The organism is Nostoc sp. CCY 9925 (genome assembly GCF_963920935.1).
GTDB lineage: Bacteria > Cyanobacteriota > Cyanobacteriia > Cyanobacteriales > Nostocaceae > Nostoc.
Genome location: NZ_CAWUDO010000005.1, coordinates 83263 through 105413, shown reverse-complemented (window position 1 = coordinate 105413; position 22151 = coordinate 83263). Strand labels below are relative to the sequence as shown.

Sequence of the window (22151 nt, the reverse complement as noted above, 5' to 3'; positions counted from 1 at the left end):
GGGAAGGGATTAAAAACCTTTCCCGTTTTCCCCTTACCCTTTACCCCGCCAAGAGAACTTGGCGAACTACTAGTCCCCAGGTGACGAAAGCAAGCGAGTCTTACCCTTAACAATGGCTTCTGGTTTAAAATCTTCGACACTGGAACTCCTAAAGCGCTTTAATCGAGCGTTTCCCCAGTTTTATGAGCAATTCGTCAGCAGTGAGATTCAACTGCAAAATTTACGGCTAGCCTACCGTCTCTATAAAACTAGACGCGCTGTGATTGAACTGAAACCGGAAGGTAGCAAAAGTGCCTTGCATTTTGCCTACCGCAACCAGTCTTTTCTGCTCAGCGATATTTTTGGTGTACTAGCAGCTTATGGTTTAACAATCCACGGTCTGAGTTTATACGGTCAGATCCGTCCGCCGATGTTAGTTTTTATCAAACTGCTGGTATCTCGTGGTAGTAAAGCCTTGACTGAGAAAACCGCAGAAAATGTCTGTCGCGCCATTCGCGAGGCTTTAGGAGGTCGGTTTGAGGTAGAAGAAATGCTGGCAGTAGAATTCAATCTTGACACTGGTTTAGAGCAGGTACAAACTGAATTCTATGTCGATCCGGTTTTTCATCTCCCTGCCCTAGTGATTGAAGCCGATAATCAACCAGGATTATTTTACAAAGTGATGTACGCCATCTGGCAGGAAGATCTGCTGGTAGTCAATGCCAATTTACTCGTTTGGCGCGGACGTACACGGCTGATTCTCTACTTGTTGGGTCCCAATGAAAGCTTGATTCCTGAATATCTGGGTCACAAAATTGCTGAAGGGGTGCGATACAGGTTGCTGGGTAAATGAACAAACTCCTGATTCCTCAAAGAATTTTAGATTTTAAATTTTGGATTTTGGATTGAAAGATTCAAAATTCAAAATCCAAAATCGTTTGACTCCTCACACTTCGTATTTAGTCGCACCCACCCTTAGGGGTACGATATAAGTATGGCAACTATTGAAATCTTGGGCGTTCCACACGCATACGAGCTAACGGCTCCTACTTCCTGCCCCCACGCTTTAGTATTTATTCACGGTTGGCTCAATAGCCGTGGATACTGGCAACCTGTGATTTCCCGCCTATCAAATGATTTGCAGTGCCTGTCCTATGATTTGCGGGGTTTTGGTGAATCCCAGTCCCAGGTAAAAACTGATTTTAGTCGGGCACAAACGTCTATGAGTCTTACGCCCATCTCAAGTGGTGGGGTTGGATCGCCTTTCGATTCTCTTTATACTCCTGCTGCCTATGCTCAGGATTTAGCAATTCTTTTGGAACAGCTAAATATTACTAGTGCTTGGCTAATTGGTCACTCTTTGGGAGGTACGATCGCTCTATGGGGAGCAGAGCAAATACCTGAGTGTGTTCAGGGAGTTATCTGTATCAACGCTGGTGGTGGTATTTACCTCAAAGAAGCTTTTGAGCAGTTTCGCTCAGCGGGTCAAAAATTTTTGCAAATCCGTCCGCGTTGGCTGTCCCAAGTGCCTTTGATTGATTTGCTGTTTACCAGAGCCAGTGTGGCACGTCCTTTAGAGCGCTATTGGGCACGTCAGCGGGTGATTGATTTTGTCGTGGCTGACCCAGAAGCGGCGCTGGGAGCTTTGTTAGACTCCACAACCGAAGAAGAAATCAACCGTTTACCTGAGCTGGTATCCCAACTCAAGCAGCCAGTTTATTTTTTGGCTGGTGCCGAAGACAAAGTTATGGAACCGAAATATGTCCGTCATTTAGCTAGCTTTCACAGACTTTTTCAATACTGTGGTGACAATGTTTTAGAAATTCCTAATTGCGGACACTTAGCTATGTTAGAGCAGCCAGATGCAGTAGCTGATTACATCCGATCGATAGTTAAAAGTCAATAGAAATGGGGCATGGGGCAATACGCTTGGGTTAAGGCTAAAACTCTTTGTCAAAGTCAATTTTTTTAACGAACCGCAAAGGACGCATAGACGCGGAGCGGCTTCCCGCAGGGTAGGACGCAAAGGAAGAGAAGGAAGAAATACTTAACTGAACTGTATTGGGGTATGGGGCATTGGGCATCGGGAAGAGGCAGGGGGGCACAGGGGCAGAGGGGCAGAGGGGAAAGATTGCTACAACTTCTCCCCTGCTCCCCTGCCCCTTCATCTCCCTCATCTTTGCCAGTCCCCAGTCCCCAGTCCCCAGTCCCTCATTTCCCCTGAGATTGATACAGCTTCATCACCTGACTCAGGGCTAATCTAGATTCAACGCCCAGTGTCAGAGGCGACGTATGACCAGAGGATAGATGTTCGGCGGCGGCGCAGCCAATCATGGCGGCGTTGTCAGTGCAGAATTTCAAAGGTGGAAATAGGACGCGTAGATTATTTTCAATGGCGGCGGCTTGGAGGTTTTTTCTCAAACCGCTATTGGCTGCTACGCCGCCGCCAACGGCAATTGTGTCTAGACCATAGTCTAGAGCACAGGCGATCGCTCTTTTGGTGAGCGATCGCGCTACAGTATCCTGAAAGCTAGCTGCTACGTCTGCCACTGGCACTTGTCTGCCATCTTTCTCTAGCTGCTGTACTAAACGCAATACAGCCGTTTTTAACCCACTAAAACTCGCATCATAACGATGAAATCCGCCACCAGGTAAAGAAACTTTTCCTTCCGGTAAGGCAAAAGCTTGGGGATCTCCCTGTTGTGCGAGTTTGTCGATGGCTGGTCCACCAGGATAACCAAGCTTTAATAATCGCGCTACTTTATCAAAGGCTTCACCCGCAGCATCATCACGAGTTTGTCCTAGTGTTTCGTAGACACCACAATCTTTAACATAAATCAAGCTTGTATGTCCGCCTGAAACCAGTAAGCTAAGAAAAGGGGGATTTAAACTTGGCTCGCTCAAGTAAGTTGCGTAAATGTGACCTTCGAGATGATGAACTCCCAAAAAAGGTTTGTTATGTACCATCGCTAAGGTTTTGGCAGCAGTTAATCCCACCAACAGCGCTCCTACGAGTCCAGGGGCGCAAGTCGCGGCAATTCCATCTATTTCCCTCCAGTCTAGTTTGGCTTGCTCTAGAGCTTGAGCGATCGCTTGATTAATCGTTTCCAAGTGCTGACGGGACGCTACTTCTGGCACTACCCCGCCATATTGTTGATGGACTGGAATTTGCGAGGCGATAATGCTGCTGCAAACTTGACGATTGTTCACAATTGCCACGGCAGTTTCATCACAGCTGGTTTCTATTGCTAAAACAGTTGTCATTGAGAGTGGGGAATGGGGAGTGGGGAGTAGGGAGTGGGGAGTTTTAAGCTCGAAGTTCCGAGTTCTGATTTATAAGTTTTGGGTAGCACAAACAAAATCTTGCTTGTTTACCACCCTACAAAGTTTGACCGTGGCGGCTACCCTTCGGGAACACCAAAGGTGAACCAGCGTTGGCGCAACCCGCCGCAGGCATAAAAACTTGGGTGATTCAACACTCCATAACTACCCTACTACGACAATTATTACGCTCAGCACTTCTTGGGGACATCCAAAAATTAAATTACTCAATTCCTGCATCCAAATACGACTGATTTCTTCTTTCTTCTCCCCCTGCCTTCCCTGCTCCCCTTGCCCCCTGCCCACCAAAGTGATTGATTATTTTTTTATTTGGAAGCCCCTTACTCCCCATTCCCCACCCATCTTGGTTGAGAAGCTTTAACTTTTATTTACTGAAACTTTACTCGGTTCCCACCCAAGAGTATGATGACTTCCTAGTTATGCAAATAAACACTGTACAAGCCGCTTCGTTTTGTACAAAGAACTTTTTGTTTTGTAATAAAAGGAAACACTCTATGCGACGATTGTTTGCTTTGATTTTAGCGATTTGTCTGTGGTGCAATTTTGCCCCCCCAGCACAAGCTCTAGGGGCTAACTTGACACCGTGCAAAGACTCTCCCGCTTTTCAAGAGCTAGCTGCTAATGCCCGTAACACCACCAGTGACCCAGAATCAGGAAGAAAGCGATTTGAGCGTTATTCTCAAGCGCTGTGTGGTCCTGAGGGTTACCCCCACTTGATTGTTGATGGTCGTTTAGATCGTGCTGGTGATTTCTTGATCCCCAGCATTCTATTCCTATATATCACTGGTTGGATTGGCTGGGTAGGTCGTACCTATCTGCAAGCGATCAAAAAGGAATCTGACCCCGAACAAAAAGAAATCCAAATCGACCTTGGTTTGGCATTACCCATAATGGCCACAGGTTTTACTTGGCCAGCAGCAGCAGTCCAAGAATTACTCTCTGGTAAATTAGCAGCCAAAGATTCAGAAATTCCCGTTTCCCCTCGCTAAACCAGTTTCACTAATTCATTTGTTTGGAGACTAAATTCATGGCAGACAAAGGCGACCAATCATCCTATTTGGTTAAGTTTATTTCCACAGCGCCAGTGGCAGCTACTCTATGGCTGACAATCACAGCAGGTATTTTGATTGAATTCAACCGCTTTTTCCCAGATCTACTTTTCCACCCACTACCATAAGTGGAAAATTAGATTGTAGGATAATTATCTGAGAATTGTTTAGTTAGTCTTTTTGGACTAACTAAACAAAATATTCACCTAAATAGACGGTAAAAATAGTTTTTTGAAACTCGCGATTCTGTTTAAATATCGGGAGTTTCACACTTTTGAAATGAGCTAAATTAATTTTTCTAAACTTCCTAAACAAAAGACATCTTTAGCTACAATTATTATTAATATAAAAATGCCACCATTTTAATTCAAAGGCAAACATAAAAATATGGCGCAAGCAGTAGATGCATCCAAAAATCTCCCCAGCGATCCGAGAAATCGGGAAGTTGTTTTTCCTGCATTCGGCAATCCGCAAATAGGTAACCTAGAAACTCCGGTTAATTCTTCTCCCTTGATCAAATGGTTCATTAATAACTTACCTGCATATCGTCCAGGTTTGAGTGCTGGTAGACGTGCGCTAGAAGTGGGAGCAGCTCATGGTTACTGGATATTTGGCCCCTTTGCCAAATTTGGTCCACTGCGGGATACAGCTAATGCTAATTTAGCTGGGTTATTAGGAGCGATCGGTTTAGTTGTTGTTTTGACCGGCGCTTTATCTTTGTATGCCAATAGTAATCCTCCGAAAGCACTTCCTAGTGTTACTGTACCCAATCCTCCGGCAGATGCTTTTAACTCTAAAGAAAGCTGGAATAACTTTGCCAGTTCTTTCTTAATTGGTGGTATTGGTGGTGCAGTAGTGGCTTACTTTTTAACCAGTAACCTCGGATTAATTCAAGGTTTATTTGGTTAATTTGGTCATTAGTCATTAGCCATTAGTCATTGGTCATTAGTCATTACAAAAAAATGATAAAGAACAAAGGACAAATGACAAAGCGCAGAGTCTGTAGCTTGCTTCCTTCAGGATGCGCCAGCTTCCGGTGAACAGAACTTTGTAAGAGTGGACAAATGACAAATAACAAAGGACACAGAGGTTTTTCTTTGTGTCCTTTGTTTATTAATGCTAAGAGTGGGTATGTTGTTAAAAATGCTATTTTATCCAAATAAAGCCGCTTCGATGTCATTTAAAGCAGTTTGAAAATCGTCATTAACGATTTGAATATCAAATTCATCTGCGGCCTTAATTTCTTCTTGAGCGCGGTGCAGACGACGGGCGATGGCATCTTCACAGTCTTGACCGCGAGAGCGTATCCGTTTCTCCAATTCCTCAAAAGAAGGCGGTAAAATAAATATGCTCAAGGCACTGGGGAAAGAAGCACGAATTTGTCTTGCTCCTTCTAACTCAATTTCTAGCACTACCAACTTGCCAGAATTAATTTGGTTAAGCACAGCTTCACGGGGAGTGCCGTAATAGTTACCAGCAAATTCCGCCCATTCTAAAAATTCACCTTCAGCGATTAATTGTTCAAACTTACTACGGCTAATAAAGTAATAACTTTTGCCATCAATTTCCCCTGGACGGGGAGAACGGGTTGTCACGGATACCGAATAATACAGTTCCGGATGACAGTGTAAGAGCGATCGCATTAAAGTACCTTTACCGACCCCACTGGGCCCAGTTAAAACAATCAACCTGCCTGGATTTAGAGATTCTTTGGTAGTAGCGCGACTCTGGATGGGTAAAACTCGGATCATCCGTTTAACCTGTGAATTAATCAATAGATAATTATTTATTATTCTTGTATTGTGGCCAAGCCCACCATTGACTACGGAATTTATAGCATTGGTGGCAAAAAATTAGTCTAATTCACATGGTACTGCTGATGTGCTGCAAATAGAGTGGGGTTTTTAACCCACTGCTAGTTAATTATCTACAGTTTGATGATCGCGGGAAATCACAAATCGATTCGCTACCGTTTCCGGCTGAATCGCTGACAGAATTACGTGGCTGGAATCAGTGATAATTACAGCCCTAGTCCGCCGACCGTAAGTTGCATCAATCAGTTGACCTCTGTCCCGTGCATCGGTAATAATCCGCTTAATCGGGGCAGACTCTGGACTGACAATTGCAACTACTCGGTTGGCAGACACGATGTTGCCAAAACCAATATTGATTAGCTGAATGTCCATAAAAAAAACTGAGATCAAACGCGGTTTGAGAAGCTTTTAGTAAACTTATTTCCATGTTATCGCCAATAAATAGGAGTTACAACGCTTAAATTCACGCCAGCCTTAGTTTTTTAAATAATGTCTGCTTTTTTTAGCTATTTATCATCTAAATTTCCTAAAAATCTACCTAAAGATATAGTAAAAATCATACTGGTATCAGCTACTTGGGTGATGTACATTTATTTTTTTGAAATAAGTATCTAAATCTAAAATTGATAGAGAGCAAAACTGATTGTAAGGGTTTGGCTCTAAGTGCGCTAACTAACTACAATCTCAGTGCAGCTGAATTGCTATTCTTGCGTCATAGCGAAAATATAACGTTTCACATTGAGACTCCCAGTAATGAAAATTCTGCTACATTTGCAGAGCTTGATGAGCAAAGATTATGCGATTGATTTTTCTTGCTGTAGCTTTGGTTCTTATCTTTATGACATTGCCTCTATACTTCGTCTCTCGCTGAGGAGGCAGTTGAAAAGTTATCTATCAGCCCCTGTTTACCGCTGGTTATGGTGCATTTGTCATGGCTATCATTAGCATTATCGAGCAATACGGTTCAGTTAAAGGCTACTGGTAAAAAATTTTGGGTTTTCGAGACGCGATAAATCGCAGTCTCTACAAGTGTTTTGGTCTTATCTGAACTGTATTGCATTATCGAGGGAATTATTTACCTAACAAAGTCAGATCGAGAGTTCGTACAAACCTATGTCGCCAGTAAAAAGGGTTGGTTCTGACATTGCAATTAAAAAGGTTGCCCAATGGACAACCTTATTATGTAATTTATTAATGAGTTACTTAGGAGTCTTTTTCAAACCTTGCCAGCTTTCTCGCAGTCGTTTCAAGTTAGGCGTGTGACCACCATAACGCCAGCTGACATAGGCTTGGCAAATTTCATCTATTACCTCAGCAGTTGCTAGGGCATGATGCTGGTATGAGACTTTGGCATACTCTAGCGGTGTTTGTGCTGGATGTTTTCGCAAACCTTTTTGCGCCGTCCATTGCAGCATTTGTTGATAAAGGCTTTCCATCGCTGGCAATTTCTTTAACCATCGACGATTGCGCCATTCGCGCCACTGTCCCCAACCTAGCCAACCAAAAAAAGCTATAGTAGTACCCAAAATTAAGCCAGTCAATACACCGAACCAACCTTGAGTAAATAAAGCTAAAAACCAAGCGATCGCTCTACCGATCCAGCTAAATATTGTCCCAAATACATTATTCAATAAACCTGTCACCGGAGAAGGTAACCATCCAGCAATCCATTGCCAAAATTGCCGCAGCACGCTAAAAGTTTCAGTATCCTCAATTGACGGAGGTATCAAGGGATGATTGGGAATTGGGTCAAAGGCAAACCAGCCATATTTAGGGAAATACACTTCTGTCATTGCGTAGGCGTCTGTATTCCGAACGACATACATCCCCGTGAATGGATTAAACTCTCCTGGACTAAACCCCGCAACCAACCGTGCTGGGATGCCGATAGAACGCAGCATCACCGTGAGAACTGTGGAAAAGTGGTCTGGATAGCCTCCTTTGTTCTTGAATAAAAAAGTTTCTACCAAGTCTTCTTTTTCATCTAAATAAGGTAGTTCTAAGGGATTTTGCGGTACAGAGTAATATTGCTTCAGATATTGAGCTAAGTAAAGAACCTTTTCATAAGTTGAATCTAGGTTTTTAGAAGACTTTGCTACCCGTTGTTGATTGTACTTGGCGAGGATTTCTTCGGTGCGTTGCCGGACTTTTTCGGCAATTTCGGGTGGGATTTGGAGATAATGCTTTTTAATATTTTGGGGATATTTAGTAGAAGTTTGACCTAACAAAGTCCGATCGCGCTGCGGTACTTCGGAGACTACTGTATAAGTCACGCCTTCTGATAATTCCACAGGCGATCGCAACCCATTTTCTCTATCAACTGCAATCATTGGTGTAGGAAAGTAAATTTCCTTGGGATTAGCCATCGCTGGAATTAAATTCGGCAAATCCGACACCACTGTATAAGTTTGTACTACTTCTTGAGTTTTACCAGAAATCAGAGGTGGGGGAATAAAAATTTGGTAAGACCAAGGCGATCGCCTGATGGTGGTAACATCTTCTTTACGAGAAACCCCCCATCCTTTACCTGTATAACGGTCAAATGCCAACACTCGCCAAAAACCCTCAGCTTGCGATCGCACTCGCATCACAACCTTAGGTTTCATCTCACCCCGCAGGTTTTGGTTAATTTCGCTATTGAAACCGTAGTAAAAATTATTATCTACTTTTCCAGGTTGGCCATTTTGGTTTTGCCCTGTACCGTTACCTTGATTATTACCATTACCTCCACGGACATAACCGGGATTGATAATGCTACGTCCTGTAAAACTGCCTTTGATCTCAATTGGAGAACTTACAGGAAAATTTCGTAATTGGTAACCAGGTAACCTGGGTAAAACAGCAAAAATTGCCAGTCCGAGACCGACAATTGCAAAAAAATTAACAATTAAAAATTTAAAATTTAAACTTGATAATTTATCCTTTGGGGTCTTTTCTTTTTGTACTTTTAATGGTCGCAAACCCAAACGCGAGCGATAATCTAATACTAAAGTTGGGAGAGCGATCGCTAAAAATAACAGCAACACAGGTGCAAATGCTAAAGTCTGACTCAGCGTTGCAGCCACACCCAATAAAATCAATCCGATGACAATGGAATAACCCAAATTTTTGCGGCGGGGTGTATCAAAGCTATGCAACACCTGTAGTTGAATTAATAACTCTGCCAAACCCAACCGCGTATCGTTCAACTCTGTCACTAACCGCCCAAAGAAAGTGCCCAGCGCTATTAACATGCCGAGAGCGATGCAGAACTTCACTGCGATGTTAGTATCGCGGCGACGATAGTAACTCCAAACCGCACCCACTACACTTAGGGGTAACGCCCAAAGACTGGATGAAGTCTCGGCGGCAATATCCGTCGCCACAATTCCCAAAATAACCAACGCTAGCACCAGCACCCGCAAGGAAATTGAATTTTCCACTTCTGTCGAAGGCGAACCCTGTGTGTTTTGTTGCCTAAAATTACCTGTAGAGAGACGCCAAAACCGATTCATCTTGGATAAGTTAAACATTTCGAGTCTAAGGTGTAGATCCGACGGAAACAATGGTAAAGAGGGAACTAGCTGCCCTATTATCAAGTATTCCCGTTGGAGGAAGTTTTCTTATCCTGTTTTTAAGCGTCTATAAGTGGAAAAGTGATGGCTTGGTAAATATAGAGACGTGGCTAAATCAGCACAAGGCAGCGAATTAACTCCTTCCCCAGGCTTTGTGACTACTCAATTTTTCGCAGTCCGCGCAGGCAGCTACCCTTCTCTACGAGAGGCTGCACCAACGGTAAGGCTTGTTTGCGACATGCGCAAGGGACGCCTACGTTTGTATGGCGCAAATTCTATTCGCCAAAGCTTTTATAGCAGTTGAAGCATAGTTTAGGACATCAACTTATTCTAAAACCTCCACGCCAACAGACTTTCAAGCCTATTGCCTATTGCCTATTCCCTGCTATATTCCAAAATTGGTGTTATCGGGTGAGTCTACACCTGCCTAAGATTTGGCAACCTACATTAAGTAAGCACCCTGTTTTTAGTAGTCTTGAAAGAGAAACAAAGCCCCGAAGCAACAGCTAGGGGAAAAGTTATTTTATATATATGAGCGTTAATTGACGCAGTGTGCTAGCGGTAGCAATTCAGACTACATTGTGGGACTAATTACAAACAACAAAGGTTGTTCGTCTATTTCTGGAAACTCAACTTCTAGGGTATAAATTGGGTTAAGTTGCTCGCAGCCTAACTCTACACTTAGGTATCCGGAACTCGAAGATGTTGTCATTGCCAAGGTACCACTTCCCCGCAATGTCAAAGTTCCTTTAACGGGTAAATCAGCTTGAACGAGTAACTTCGTAAGTTTACCTAGAGATTGGTACTCTACTTTAATGTTTAAAGTACCGACACTGGTTAGCCATTGTCTTTCTACCACTGGACTAGTTGCTGAAAGTGGTAGAGTCAGATTTTCCAGCAATTGTTTTGCCGCCAGCAATGACAAAGCCATCTGTTGACGGGGTTGTAAATCTGAATAATCGCTCTGAATATCTGGCATTTTGTCCAGAGTATTTACGGAACGATAGGTACTTCTTAGCACCAAGCCAGCAATATCATTTAGTGCCTGAGATTCATTGGGGAAAAAGTTTTCCACCACTTGAACTAATTTTGCCCCCAGGGGCACTGAAGATGTAACCAAGGCCTGACACTGTTCTAGCAATTGCCGAAAAACTCTTTCTGGCAGTGGAATCGGCAGATCCAGCTTAGACTGCTGTGCCATCCATCCCCAGCTAGGAACGAGTGCCATTGACGGCTCATCAAGAAAATCGGGATATTCGGTTAATTGTGTTTCCCAAGGAAACAAGGGTGGGTGGTCTTGGATTTGGATTTGTAACCGACGCTTAAGGACGGCTTGGAAACGATCTTGCACAGTAGGAATTTCTCCCGGTAGAAAGGCCTGGGGTGTTCCTCTCAATTCTGGCTCACTGGTTTTTGAAGCAGTGGCTTCCTTGAAAAGGTTTTCTACCCCGTAATTTTCCTTACATTCTAACGAGGGATGCTCATCGTTTTTGACATTACCTGTCAATAACCAATAGAGACACTCGTCGTCTAAGGATTCTGAGTCACTATTCATGAGTAGATGCACCAGATCCGGACACTAATGAGTTACGAATTTCCCAAGCTTGTTCAAGAATCTTAAACCAACGTTTTTGCAGTTGTGCCATAGACAACCCTAAAGTTTTAGCTATTTTTTCGTCGGTTTGTCCTTGTTGCTTCAACTCTAGTAAAGATCGCTGTTTGCTGTCCAACTGTGCTGTGTATGCTTGCCATTGCTGGGGAGTTAAGCCCAAGTTAGTATGCAATGAAGCTTCTAGCCATTCGTGAACTAATTCCCAACGGTGTAACAAAGCGAATCGAATTAAATGATACTTGAAGCGCTGCTGTAAATAATCTCTCTGACGAGGGGTTAAACCCAAAACTGACTCAATTTCCTGTGCTGATAGATCTTGAAGACGAAGCGAAAAGTAATCAGCACAGTCAGATTGTTGTCGTTGTTCGAGGTAATTCATTAATTCCGTAATCACAACGGAACGCAAGGTGTCTTCTTCTGGTTCGGCTTCTGTTTGCGTTGCCATTGTGGAGCGCAATTGCTGAATGGCTGGTTCTTCCCAACCGTCGCCATCACTATTGCTACCTTCTGCGGCTTGTTCTATGTCTACGCTGGTTTCGGGGGGTTGCTGTTGGGAGAAAGTTTGCGCTCTGAGGATAATTAGCTGTTGCTGACGACCTGGCAAGGGAATTCGTCGCTTACCATAGCGTTCAGTAAATGCCATATACTCGGCCAATTCCAGAAGCGTTTGTGGGCGGTAAGTGGCACCGAGTTGATTTTCTCTCCGGAAAGCGTTTAATGCTTCTAGATAAAAACTTTGTAGAAAATCTTCAATTATGGTCAGCCGTCCTTGATAGCTCAATTGCTTCTGAGGAGGATTAATGTAACGATAAATAATAGCGCTCAAAGTACTGTGTAATTCTACCCTGCCTCGATTTGAACCTAACTGATAGTACCTAAGACACTGTTGCAGCCGATGTCGGGCGAGGGTGAGTGCCGAGCTTTCCACAGCCCCGGAAGCTTGGATTCGTTTGCTTTCACTGCAAATCCGGTAGACTTCAGTGGTGATTCGTCTTGCTACATCGTGGCAATTCTGTTGTGAAGCTTTGGTTGACTGCTGAAACTCCCTGGAGAGGAGTTGAAAGATCGCCTCCACACCAATAGAATTTTCTCCCAGAAAAGTTGCAGATGGAATAGTTGCGGTTGCGGCTGAATTCATAGTCTCGGTTTTCAAAAGACCTTAAGTTATTTAAATACAACCTGTACGACCGTGGGTGTTGGCTTTTGGGGTTTTGCTTATAAGCTAAATGCAGGCCCTACCTACGTTTAAGATCTGCCTGATTTTATTATTCCCAAATTTAATGGGATTGTTCACATTTTGATAGATGTTATTGCCATTACCCAGGAGCCGTATACAAGTCATTATGGATTTAGAAGCACAAATTCAATTGCTGATTGACAATGCACCCCGCGATGGTATAACACCAAATCTGATTTCAGCAATTTCTCCTGCCTTAAGAGCGATCGCTCAAAAATTACGTTACTCCCAGTACTATATTCTCCAAAGTTCAGAGGGCAACTGGGTTTTAACTACGTTGAGCAATCGTACTAATCCAGGATTGGAAAAGCGAGTGGTTTACGCTTTTCCTACCATACAAGATGTCTCCCTAATTTCCACTGCTGGGCTTGACCCTCAAATGCTAACTAAAATTGTTCCGGTGACCCATATTTTGTTTCAATTGCTGGCATTGGAACCCGTAGATAGTATCGTTTTTTTGGAAACGCCGGGTCAGACCACTCATACCTTTGAAGTCCGGCGAAGTCAGCTAGAAAAACTTATGCAACAACACCTGCGACAGATGCGATCCCCTAAACACATACCCCCTGATATTGCATAGAATTATTTGGGATGTGAGATTTTTTCGATACAATGCAACATCTGTCTTTAAAACTTATGAGCACCAAAAATTGGCGCTCATAAATTTTTGAAAAATTTTCAATTTCCAAACTGTCTGCAAAAATTTGCTCAATCGGGAAACTATTTTTTTCCTTATCGCTTTGTAATATCTGAAATCGATTAAAAAACAGTTACTAGTGAACAATTCTCAATTTTTTTGTTTAACTTCTGCTGACTCTTAGGTTGGGTTTCAACTCTCTGAAATATCTAAAATTGATTAAAAAACAGTTACTAGTGAACAATTCTCAATTTTTTTTGTTTAACTTCTGCTGAGCTATAAATACCCATCCAACAATAGTTGGGCAGGTTTCACTAGCCAAAACTTACGTAACTGACACTTATCTGTTTCGTGATGAGGTGAAGACCAAAACCAAAGACCCTGTGCGAACCAGTCTTTTTTAAATTTTGAGTTTTTAATCATTCAATCCAAAATCGTTTGACTGAGGGTTCGCGTAGCATCTCGTAGAGAAGCCGAAGTCCAAAATCTAAAATCTAAAATTTGTTAGCTGAGAACTGATTTAATAGAGCCGACTCAGTGCATAATCAGCTATGTTCACCAATGCCTGCTGAGACTCTGAAGGTGGCAGAACTGCAAGATGTTCAATTGCCAATTTAGTATGATCAGCTGCTAATTCTCGGGCTTGCTGTATACCTTGACTATCTTGAATCAGTACTAATGCTTGCTCTAAATCTCCTTCTTGAGCAAATTCTCTTTCAATCAGCACTTCCAAGTATGGTTTTTCGGCTAAAGCAAATAAAACGGGTGCAGTCAGATGACCACTTTTGAGGTCTGACGCCACTGGTTTACCCAAGGTGTCTGTGGTACTGGTGAAATCTAGAATGTCATCGACAATTTGAAATGCTATGCCAAGATGACGACCATAGCTGTACATATGCTCAACAGTTTCTCGGGACACTTCACTGAGTAATCCAGCAGCTTTAGAACTATTAGCAATTAACGAGGCTGTTTTGTAATAACTCTTTTGGAGGTAAGTTTCAATAGAGATGCTAGCATCAAAACGATTCAATCCCTGCTGAATCTCCCCAGTAGCTAGATCCATAATCACTTCTGAGAGCAATTTCACGACCTCCAAGTTATCCAAGTTTGCTAAATACCACGAAGATTGGGCAAAGAGAAAATCTCCTGCTAATATGGCAATGCGGTTACCAAACAAACTATGAACGGTGGGAACGCCTCGCCGCACGTCTGATTCATCTACCACATCATCGTGTACCAAGCTTGCTGTATGAATCATTTCGGTAATCTCAGCTAAGCGGCGGTGACGTGGAGTAATTTCTTGGTCTAACATTGTTGCCCGCGATATTAGCAAGACAATTGCTGGCCTGATACGCTTTCCCCCAGCACCGAATAAATGTTCGGCGGCTGCAAACAGAATGGGGTGGCGATTTCCAACTAGCTGTTTGAGGTTATCGGCTAGTTGTCGCAGGTCTGCTTCCACAGGGGTAAACAGGGAGGTGGCTGGGGTCATGGATGGGCGGACTCTGACTTAGGTTACGAAAGTTTACATATCCTTTACTCATTTTAAGATAACCCTGTGCCAGCGCAAAGTTTTCATTAGCTAATCCCATACTCAGAAGTTTATTGATGAGTTTACAGCTACCGCTATTTTGTCAATAAGCAATTATGCTTAAGCTTGATAGAGGTTTTGACAATATGGGAAAAGTGTTCACAGAAGATCGTATTACTGAGTTATTGTAAAATTTTCGTAAAGTGTAAGTCACTACCTAGAAGATAAAAATAAGGCTTTAGCAGTGCCCGTTTGACAAGAATTGGAATCAACTGGCTACTCCAAGATGCCAGGGTATCTACTTGGCGTATATGTACGTTGTGCCCTACAGACAAAACAAAAGTAAATTAGGTATTATTGCTGATTGACTATTTTGATAAAATCTAAATTAGATTGATTAGTATAACACCAAATTTTTTTCCAGTTCCAAGTGTAGCTATTGAAAAAATTTGAAATTTAGCAGACCAGTAGGCTTAAAATTCAGGGCTGTTGTGTTACGCTAAAATATAGGAATTTTAAATTTTTCAAATACTCACACACCAAAAGTAAATCACCTGTTAGTTGATTTTACTGAAATGGGAGTTGTGTGTATAAAATAACTATCCGTTGGTAATGTTAATGGAATAACTCCTTTGATTTTTCCGACGATATGCGAAACTCCTAGTCTGGAGCTATGGGATATCCCTATGGGAAACCCTTAAGGTGACGCTCCTTCTTTGCGAGACGCTAAACAAACGTCGCTAATGGTAGGCTAACGTCAAGTAGGTTATAGGCTTATGCTTTATGACCTTCTTGGCTCAAAGCCAGACAACTTTAGCGGACGTTGAGTGCGAGGGTTGCTCCTGTCACAGTAATGTGAGCAAAAATAAGGCAGATCGAGTAGACCGCTGAGAATTGCAGTATTAGGTTGTTTTTTGGCAAATTAACTGCTGTGGGATTTATGGTCTGCTAAAAGTTGCATTAGATAATCAATTATTCGTCCTTAGAGAATCTTATCTCTATAGGTAGATTTACCATAGCAAACTACAGTCATCAAGAACGTACTTGGTTGGCTGAAGTTCTACTAATTTCATGAAATTTTGTATTGGTTGCCAAGGGTGCTAGTAGAACAATGATTTACGGAAGTGTGCCTATGATGATTTTTATTTTAGCGTCTGGATATTTGTTCACAGTCTACCTGTTATTAGCACTAGCAAAACGGACGGGTACAAAAACTGCTCCGACCAGTTTTGCTTCATCTGTTGAAGGAAAACGCGAGCAGGAAATATCAGTCAGGGCAAAGGTGACTGAAGCAGTCAATAGTCAATAGTCATTAGTCATTAGTCATTTGCAAATGACTATGGACAAATGACTATAAGCAAACTAATTTTATTGTGGTTGGGAAATAGCGATATCACTGAAGCAAACCTGTTCTACCAGCGGTGTGTAGCCTAGCCACTGAACTCCGGACTGGGAAAACTGTTGTGGACAACCACTGACGGCAAAGTGAGTTGGTAGTGGTGGGTGGGTATTTCTTAAGCCTAGCAAGTCTAGTTCTTGGGCACAAGCAGCGACAACATGAACAGCTGGGTCAACCAATTGGACTTGAGATGGGAGGAGTGATCGCAATACTGGTGTGAGGAGCGGATAATGGGTACAGCCGTGGATTAAGGTGTCAATTTCCTGCTCCAATAAAGGTTCTAAATAGGCTCGTGCTACTTCAGTAGTGTAAGGGTCGTGAATGCGATTTTGCTCAATCAGTGGCACGAACTCCGGACATCCAACTTGCCAGACTTGGATGTCCGGATTAATTTCGAGTATGGCGTGCTTATAAGCATTACTCTTAGCTGTGGCTGGAGTGGCAATTACACCGATGCGCTTTCCTTGATGGACTGCTGCCCTTGCCCCTGGTAGGATTACTCCCAGTATAGGTATGTTGAATTCTTGACGCACAGTTTCTAAAGCTAGGGCAGAACTGGTGTTGCAAGCCATAATCACCATTTTTACCCGTTGCTGTTGTAGCCAGGTGAGGATTTCACGGGTAAATTGTAAAATTTCTGCTTGTGAACGAATTCCGTAAGGAAGCCGAGCTGTATCCCCAAAGTAAACAATTGATTCATTAGGCAGTTGGCGATATAGTTGCCGCAGTACCGTCAGTCCTCCGACACCACTATCAAAGATACCAATTGGGGCATGTTGGGGTTCTTGATTAGAAAAGTCGTCAAGATTTCCTTCAAAAATGGCAGATGAATACACAGGCAGATTATTGATTTAGGTTTTTGGATATAAAATACAGAATTTAGCAGAGAATTTACAAACTTACCACTAAATTCTGTACGAAAAAGAAGTCTAAATACTACCTCTTGAATGAGTAATTTTTACTATATTACCTCTGCCGTAAGTATTTGAGTATGCCACTAGCGATCGCTTCTGCCATCTGATTTTGATACTCTGCTGTTGCTAATCTGGGATTATCCTCATAACCACTCATATAGCCTGTTTCCACTAAAATCGAGGGCATAGAGCTTTTCCTCAGAACGTAGAATCTGGCTTTGCGGGTTCCCCGGTCTTTAATAGTAGGGATGTTTTGCAGAATTGAATTACGAACTACATCAGCTAGAGCATAACCACTTTCGTAATAATAGACTTCTAAGCCATTGACAGTAGGACGATTATCAACCGAATTAGCGTGAATGCTAACAAACAAAGTCGCATTAACTCGCTCTGCGATGTCTACGCGTCCCTGAAGTTCTACGAAAAAGTCAGCGTCCCGTGTTAATACTGCTTGTACACCATTTTGCTCTAAAATTGCTGCTACCCTTCTACCAATAGGCAAGACTACATCTTTTTCTAATAGTCCGCCCAAACCAGGGGCACCTGAGTCTTTACCACCATGTCCTGGGTCAAGAACTACTAGCAATTTTCCATTAGGAACCGGGGGACGTGACTGTGACTGGGATATAGGAGGACGATTATCTGTAGGGCTGGGGAATTGACCTTGGTTTGGTGATGGTAGGGGAGGTAAAACAATGGGGGGTATATTACCAGGACGCCGTAATTCTAAAGCCAAAAGCTGGTCGCCGACTTGGTTGAGTTCGCCAATTTGCACTCCGGCTGCTGGTTGAATTAAGACGGTAACAGTGTTGGCTGGTTGTGGTTGCAGGCGAACGCGGAGAATAGGGCTATTAGCATTAAAAGTAGGCCCTTTAACTTTAGGAGCTAATTGAGCATTGTTGATGGTGATGCGGAATAGACCAGAGGTTCTATCCCACCCTCCTGTAGCAGATAAGCTTTGGTCGCCTCTAATTAACAGTTGTGTGCCATTACCTGCTAATTCCACAGACTCAATAGTGGCAGTTGAATTGTTGGCATATGGTACGGCAGATGGGGTATTATTCCCTGGCAACTGGGCAACACCACGACTGGGCAGAACCACGAAACCACCAATAGTACTGGTAGTTGCCCGCCAGTCAGAACCATTTTTGTCCACCTGTAAGGTCATGCGAACAACAGATGAGCTACTTTCCAGTTGTGAGAACTGGATGCGACTCACCCCGTAGCGGTTAATTGGTACATCTCGCTGCTGGAGATTAGGTGAGAGAGTTGCACCAGCGATATCAATATTAATAAGCTGGCGATCGCTGCTCCGATTTACTTTAATCTGAGGATTACCGCCACTGGTGGTGACGAAAAAGCCATCGCCTGTAGTTCGTAAGTTTTCAATTTGAGTAACTCTGGCGACAACTGTTCCCTTGTTAAGTGGATTAACGGTGTCGGTTGTCACCACATTATAAATACTTCTGGGAGATAACGCTGGTATAGGTGTTCTTGGTGGAGTTGCTGTCGCTATTTCTTGCTGTTGAGTATTTCTTGCAGGTACATTTTCAGCTTCTGGCGTAGGTAATTGTACTATCCAGCGACCGCCAGTTGTACTTACAAATTGCACTCGTTTGGGGTCTAAAGTATAACCAGGGGTCAATTCGACGACTATGCGCGTTGTTTGCTCGTCAAACTGCCCGATGCGGATAGCGCTAATTGCACCACCGACTTGTTGAGTTAGCTGCGGACGCCCAAATGTCGTTCCTGGCAAATCAATTACCAGCCGAGTTGGGTTGAAAATTAATTGTGCTTGGGGTTGGACATCTCCCAAAGTATTAATTTCCAGCTTGTTTTGATTGGCATCAAAGCGCCAAGATTCCAGTCTCGCGGCCATTGCCGGCGACGACAGCATGAAGATAGTTCCAATAGTACTGGGTAGTAACCAGCGTAATTTCACAGTCCTTTCTCCTGATTCACATTCATGGGAGCCGTCAACATCTCAACATATTGGCAAATCCTCACACCGTCACCGCCTACATTTGAGTTTTGCGCTGTTATTAAGACACAGCTAATGGCGTAAAATATAGCACGCTCATCCGATTTTGCCATGCCATTAGCCCATATAACTTAGACGCATCAAGCATCAGATGACAATAACAAACAAGAGACTCTTGTCCCGCCGCAAGAATACCTAAATTTTTTAGGTAAAGCAGGAAAAGAAATAAGTAATTTTCTACCCCAAGGAGTAATTAGAATTATGCCAATTGGGAGTTGAAGATTTTCATGAGTCCAGGTGAAGCTAATTTGTTCCCAACACCAGCAATAACAATTCAAAATTCAAAATTCAAAATTTAAGACATTTTGAGTCGGGGATTTAAACCCCGACCCAAAATATGCTACCTGTAGACTTTGTAAGAGAGAGGTCTTAAACCCTTGAATATACGATAACCCGATCACGATCGCTATTAAATTGTATAAATTTAGTAATCATTTAAATGAATTTACTCAACAATGTTAGACAAAATTATTTATCTTCTCTTTAGGTATTGCAGAATGCCACGAGCGATCGCTTCTGCCATTTGATTCTGGTAAGCTGAGCTTCTGAGCTTAGCGTTATCCTCTCGACCAGTCAAATAACCTGTTTCTACGAGAATCGAAGGCATAGAACTTTTCCTGAGGACATAAAATCTGGCTCGCCGCACTCCCCTATCTCTGACATTTATGCTTTGGAGAATACTGTTATGGACAATGCGAGCTAAACCCAAACCACTGTCGTAATAATAGGTTTCCAACCCACTGACATCGGAACGACCCGGCCCGATTGCATTAGCATGAATGCTAACAAACACATCGGCATTAGCTCGCTCTGCTAATTGCACCCGTCCTGGAAGGGTAACAAAATAGTCAGAATCGCGCGTCATAACTACTTGAACGCCATTTTGCTGCAAAATTTGAGCTATTTTTTTACCAATAGGCAAGATGATGTCCTTTTCCCGTACTCCGCCAAGACCCACTGCTCCAGGGTCTTTACCGCCATGTCCTGGGTCAATCAGTACTACCACTCGTCCATTAGTAGCTGGGCGTTGTGGTTGTCTTGGGAGTTGGGGATTGGGATTATTTGGGTCTGGGAATGGGCCCCGGTTTATCGGTGGTAGCGGGGGTACAGTATAGGGGGGTCTTCCAGGAAGTGTGACAACTCGACGAGAGCCTTGTATCGCTATAGCTAAAAGCTGGTCGCTGATTCGATTGGGTTGCCCAAGTTGCACTCCAGCGGCTGGTTGCACTAAGACAACAACTGTGTTGGGTTCTTGCGATTGCAGGCGTACCCGAAGAATGGGACTATTGGGAGCAAATGTAGGGCCTATGACTCTGGGAGCTAACTTAGCATTGGGAATTGTAACGCGAAAAAGACCAGAGTTTCTGTCCCAGGCTCCCGTAGCAGATACAGTCTGGTCAGCTCTAATCAGCAGTTGTGTGCCATTATCAGCCAGTTGCACGGACTCAATTGTAGCTGGCGAGTCGTTAGCCTGTGGTCTGCTGGGAAAAGAAACAGGTTCTGACTGGTTATCAGAATTATTGCTTCCAGGTAATGTGACAACACGGCTAGGCAGAACTACCAAACCATCAGCACCACTTTTAGTTGCTCGCCAGTCTGGGCTATTTTTATTTACCCGCAAAGTTAAACGAACACCAGGGGGTTGAGTTCGTAGTTGAGTGAATTCAACGCGGCTAACCCCATGTTTATTAACGGGCTGATTATTTTGCTGTATTAGGCGTGGTGATAAAGATGCGCCAGAGATATCTATGAAAATGCTAGCGCGATCGCGGCTGCGAATTACTTGAATCGGAGGATTAGCACCGCTGGTGCGGACGAAAAATCCATCACCTGTAACTTGCAGGCTCTCAATTTGAGTCCTCGCTTGTGGAGTGGCGACAACTCTTGATTGGGGTTGAGGACTGGAGTCTGGGGTTACTACACTGTAAATATTTCTTGGAGGTGATGCTGCTTTATCAACTTCTGGTCTAGGTAATTGCACTGTCCAGCGATCACCAGTTGTGCCCACAAATTTGACTTTGTTAGGGTCTAAAGTATAACCAGGAGTCAATTCGACGACTATGCGCGTTGTTTCTGTATCAAACTGCCCAACACGGATATAACGAATACCATTACCTACCTGTTGGGTGACTTGGGGACGCCCAAACGTTGTTCCTGGCAAATCAATTACCAACCGAGTCGGGTTGAAAATTAGTTGTGCTTGGGGTTGAACATCCCCCACAGTATTAATTTCCAGTTTGTTTTGATTGGCATCAAAGCGCCAAGATTCTAGTCTTGCCGCCATTGCAGGCGACGATAGCATCAAGATAGTTCCAATCGCGCTGGGTAGTAACCAGTGTAATTTCACAGTCCTTTCTCCTAATTCACATTCATGGGAGCCTTCAGTAGTGCTGAGTATATAGTCCAAGGTCACCAAAGTTTAGATCTCAACAAGCCTAAACCCTCGTATAACTCTTGGATTAAATTGCCAAACAATCAGTATTTTATGTACTTTATTTGGCTTATTTGTTAGTATTCATGGCTCAGCACTGCTTCGGTTAAAATCTCAATTCATTGGTAAATCATCACACCTTCACCACCTAAACTTGAGCTTTGATGCCTTTTTTGATTAAGCTGGTATAAAGACACACTTAAATCAATATGATTTAACAGCGAAGGATTGCCAGGTTTGATATCGGGATTTAAATCCAAGAAAGCTTCCATCTATAGAGATGGGCAGCTTTGACTCCTAATAAAACTAGATAACTGATAATTGTTCACAGATAACTGTTTGTTGTTCGTTGCCATTGATGCACTGAGTAAATAATTCCCACTACTTTCAGTCGATCTAGCTTTCTTAATGGGTGCTACTCCCCAATTACTAGAAAAATCTTCAAATTAAGACTGATAACAATCTGCTTTCTAAATCGTAACTTTCACTTTGGGGGGAGTAGGGAAGAGAAATTTATAAATTACGCTTCTCGATAGAAATTGGGATGAGGAGCAGGGGAAAACTGGAAACAAGTAACATTCCGAATACTAGTAGAAACTATAAACAAACGA

18 protein-coding genes are annotated in these 22151 nt (G+C 43.1%); 7 read left to right on the top strand and 11 right to left on the bottom strand.

Features of this window, described 5'->3' with window-relative positions; all coding sequences use genetic code 11:
* Nucleotides 1–112 precede the first annotated feature (112 nt).
* On the top strand, nucleotides 113–832 hold the full coding sequence (locus tag ACM0OY_RS04370) for a hypothetical protein (RefSeq protein WP_414567664.1): 720 nt from the start codon (nucleotides 113–115) through the stop codon (nucleotides 830–832).
* A gap of 141 nt (nucleotides 833–973) precedes the next feature.
* Nucleotides 974–1885, top strand: coding sequence for an alpha/beta fold hydrolase (locus ACM0OY_RS04365; RefSeq protein ID WP_414567663.1), 912 nt, complete (start codon nucleotides 974–976; stop codon nucleotides 1883–1885).
* A 305-nt stretch (nucleotides 1886–2190) separates the two neighbouring features.
* Here the strand turns inward: ACM0OY_RS04365 and tsaD are convergent, their stop codons facing one another.
* A complete protein-coding gene (gene tsaD, locus ACM0OY_RS04360; RefSeq protein ID WP_414567662.1) occupies nucleotides 2191–3243 on the bottom strand; it encodes a tRNA (adenosine(37)-N6)-threonylcarbamoyltransferase complex transferase subunit TsaD in 1053 nt (350 codons plus the stop codon).
* 572 nt (nucleotides 3244–3815) lie between these two features.
* On the opposite strand from tsaD, the gene ACM0OY_RS04355 reads away from it, so the two are divergent.
* From ACM0OY_RS04355 to ACM0OY_RS04345, 3 genes are all read left to right on the top strand, one after another.
* Nucleotides 3816–4310: a Photosystem I reaction center subunit III gene (locus tag ACM0OY_RS04355; protein WP_414567661.1), complete on the top strand. Its 495-nt coding sequence runs from the start codon at nucleotides 3816–3818 to the stop codon at nucleotides 4308–4310.
* A gap of 38 nt (nucleotides 4311–4348) precedes the next feature.
* Nucleotides 4349–4498 (top strand): photosystem I reaction center subunit IX, encoded by a 150-nt coding sequence (gene psaJ / locus ACM0OY_RS04350; protein WP_414567660.1) that lies wholly within the window; start codon nucleotides 4349–4351, stop codon nucleotides 4496–4498.
* 259 nt (nucleotides 4499–4757) lie between these two features.
* A complete protein-coding gene (locus ACM0OY_RS04345; protein ID WP_414567659.1) occupies nucleotides 4758–5279 on the top strand; it encodes a photosystem I reaction center protein subunit XI in 522 nt (173 codons plus the stop codon).
* Nucleotides 5280–5521: 242 nt separating this feature from the next.
* Here ACM0OY_RS04345 and gmk read toward each other — a convergent pair whose 3' ends face one another.
* From gmk to hetZ, 5 genes are all read right to left on the bottom strand, one after another.
* A complete protein-coding gene (gmk, locus tag ACM0OY_RS04340; RefSeq protein WP_414567658.1) occupies nucleotides 5522–6121 on the bottom strand; it encodes a guanylate kinase in 600 nt (199 codons plus the stop codon).
* A gap of 168 nt (nucleotides 6122–6289) precedes the next feature.
* A complete protein-coding gene (gene remA / locus ACM0OY_RS04335) occupies nucleotides 6290–6556 on the bottom strand; it encodes an extracellular matrix/biofilm regulator RemA (RefSeq protein ID WP_073639751.1) in 267 nt (88 codons plus the stop codon).
* Between the two features lie 827 nt (nucleotides 6557–7383).
* Nucleotides 7384–9678 (bottom strand): DUF3488 and DUF4129 domain-containing transglutaminase family protein, encoded by a 2295-nt coding sequence (locus ACM0OY_RS04330; protein WP_414567657.1) that lies wholly within the window; start codon nucleotides 9676–9678, stop codon nucleotides 7384–7386.
* A gap of 634 nt (nucleotides 9679–10312) precedes the next feature.
* Nucleotides 10313–11293, bottom strand: a complete 981-nt coding sequence (locus ACM0OY_RS04325) for a PatU (RefSeq protein ID WP_414567656.1) — start codon at nucleotides 11291–11293, stop codon at nucleotides 10313–10315.
* On the bottom strand, nucleotides 11286–12488 hold the full coding sequence (hetZ, locus tag ACM0OY_RS04320; RefSeq protein ID WP_414567655.1) for a heterocyst differentiation protein HetZ: 1203 nt from the start codon (nucleotides 12486–12488) through the stop codon (nucleotides 11286–11288). Before hetZ ends, ACM0OY_RS04325 begins: the two co-directional genes overlap by 8 nt.
* Nucleotides 12489–12693: 205 nt before the next feature.
* On the opposite strand from hetZ, the gene ACM0OY_RS04315 reads away from it, so the two are divergent.
* Nucleotides 12694–13167 carry a hypothetical protein gene (locus ACM0OY_RS04315; RefSeq protein WP_414567654.1) on the top strand — a complete coding sequence of 158 codons (474 nt, stop codon included), beginning with the start codon at nucleotides 12694–12696 and terminating at the stop codon, nucleotides 13165–13167.
* Between the two features lie 577 nt (nucleotides 13168–13744).
* On the opposite strand, the gene sds is transcribed toward ACM0OY_RS04315, so the two are convergent.
* On the bottom strand, nucleotides 13745–14716 hold the full coding sequence (gene sds / locus ACM0OY_RS04310; RefSeq protein WP_414567653.1) for a solanesyl diphosphate synthase: 972 nt from the start codon (nucleotides 14714–14716) through the stop codon (nucleotides 13745–13747).
* A 1150-nt stretch (nucleotides 14717–15866) separates the two neighbouring features.
* Here sds and ACM0OY_RS04305 point away from each other — a divergent pair.
* On the top strand, nucleotides 15867–16064 hold the full coding sequence (locus ACM0OY_RS04305; protein ID WP_414567652.1) for a hypothetical protein: 198 nt from the start codon (nucleotides 15867–15869) through the stop codon (nucleotides 16062–16064).
* A 59-nt stretch (nucleotides 16065–16123) separates the two neighbouring features.
* On the opposite strand, the gene murI is transcribed toward ACM0OY_RS04305, so the two are convergent.
* From murI to ACM0OY_RS04285, 4 genes are all read right to left on the bottom strand, one after another.
* Entirely contained in the window at nucleotides 16124–16990 is an 867-nt protein-coding gene (gene murI, locus ACM0OY_RS04300; protein WP_414567651.1) for a glutamate racemase, read from the bottom strand.
* A gap of 130 nt (nucleotides 16991–17120) precedes the next feature.
* Nucleotides 17121–19010 carry an N-acetylmuramoyl-L-alanine amidase gene (locus tag ACM0OY_RS04295; RefSeq protein ID WP_414567650.1) on the bottom strand — a complete coding sequence of 630 codons (1890 nt, stop codon included), beginning with the start codon at nucleotides 19008–19010 and terminating at the stop codon, nucleotides 17121–17123.
* On the bottom strand, nucleotides 19007–19162 hold the full coding sequence (locus ACM0OY_RS04290) for a hypothetical protein (RefSeq protein WP_414567649.1): 156 nt from the start codon (nucleotides 19160–19162) through the stop codon (nucleotides 19007–19009). The genes ACM0OY_RS04295 and ACM0OY_RS04290 overlap by 4 nt, the downstream gene beginning before the upstream one ends.
* Nucleotides 19163–19581: 419 nt before the next feature.
* A complete protein-coding gene (locus ACM0OY_RS04285; protein ID WP_414567648.1) occupies nucleotides 19582–21456 on the bottom strand; it encodes an N-acetylmuramoyl-L-alanine amidase in 1875 nt (624 codons plus the stop codon).
* Nucleotides 21457–22151: the final 695 nt, after the last annotated feature.

Coding starts and splice junctions, on each gene's coding strand:
- ACM0OY_RS04355 (WP_414567661.1), top strand. CDS start 3,816: ATGCGACGATTGTTTGCTTTGATTTTAGCGATTTGTCTGTGGTGCAAT.
- tsaD (WP_414567662.1), bottom strand. CDS start 3,243: ATGACAACTGTTTTAGCAATAGAAACCAGCTGTGATGAAACTGCCGTG.
- ACM0OY_RS04315 (WP_414567654.1), top strand. CDS start 12,694: ATGGATTTAGAAGCACAAATTCAATTGCTGATTGACAATGCACCCCGC.
- ACM0OY_RS04330 (WP_414567657.1), bottom strand. CDS start 9,678: ATGAATCGGTTTTGGCGTCTCTCTACAGGTAATTTTAGGCAACAAAAC.
- psaJ (WP_414567660.1), top strand. CDS start 4,349: ATGGCAGACAAAGGCGACCAATCATCCTATTTGGTTAAGTTTATTTCC.
- ACM0OY_RS04325 (WP_414567656.1), bottom strand. CDS start 11,293: ATGAATAGTGACTCAGAATCCTTAGACGACGAGTGTCTCTATTGGTTA.
- ACM0OY_RS04345 (WP_414567659.1), top strand. CDS start 4,758: ATGGCGCAAGCAGTAGATGCATCCAAAAATCTCCCCAGCGATCCGAGA.
- ACM0OY_RS04365 (WP_414567663.1), top strand. CDS start 974: ATGGCAACTATTGAAATCTTGGGCGTTCCACACGCATACGAGCTAACG.
- ACM0OY_RS04370 (WP_414567664.1), top strand. CDS start 113: ATGGCTTCTGGTTTAAAATCTTCGACACTGGAACTCCTAAAGCGCTTT.
- ACM0OY_RS04290 (WP_414567649.1), bottom strand. CDS start 19,162: ATGGCAAAATCGGATGAGCGTGCTATATTTTACGCCATTAGCTGTGTC.
- hetZ (WP_414567655.1), bottom strand. CDS start 12,488: ATGAATTCAGCCGCAACCGCAACTATTCCATCTGCAACTTTTCTGGGA.
- remA (WP_073639751.1), bottom strand. CDS start 6,556: ATGGACATTCAGCTAATCAATATTGGTTTTGGCAACATCGTGTCTGCC.
- gmk (WP_414567658.1), bottom strand. CDS start 6,121: ATGATCCGAGTTTTACCCATCCAGAGTCGCGCTACTACCAAAGAATCT.
- sds (WP_414567653.1), bottom strand. CDS start 14,716: ATGACCCCAGCCACCTCCCTGTTTACCCCTGTGGAAGCAGACCTGCGA.
- ACM0OY_RS04305 (WP_414567652.1), top strand. CDS start 15,867: ATGATTTACGGAAGTGTGCCTATGATGATTTTTATTTTAGCGTCTGGA.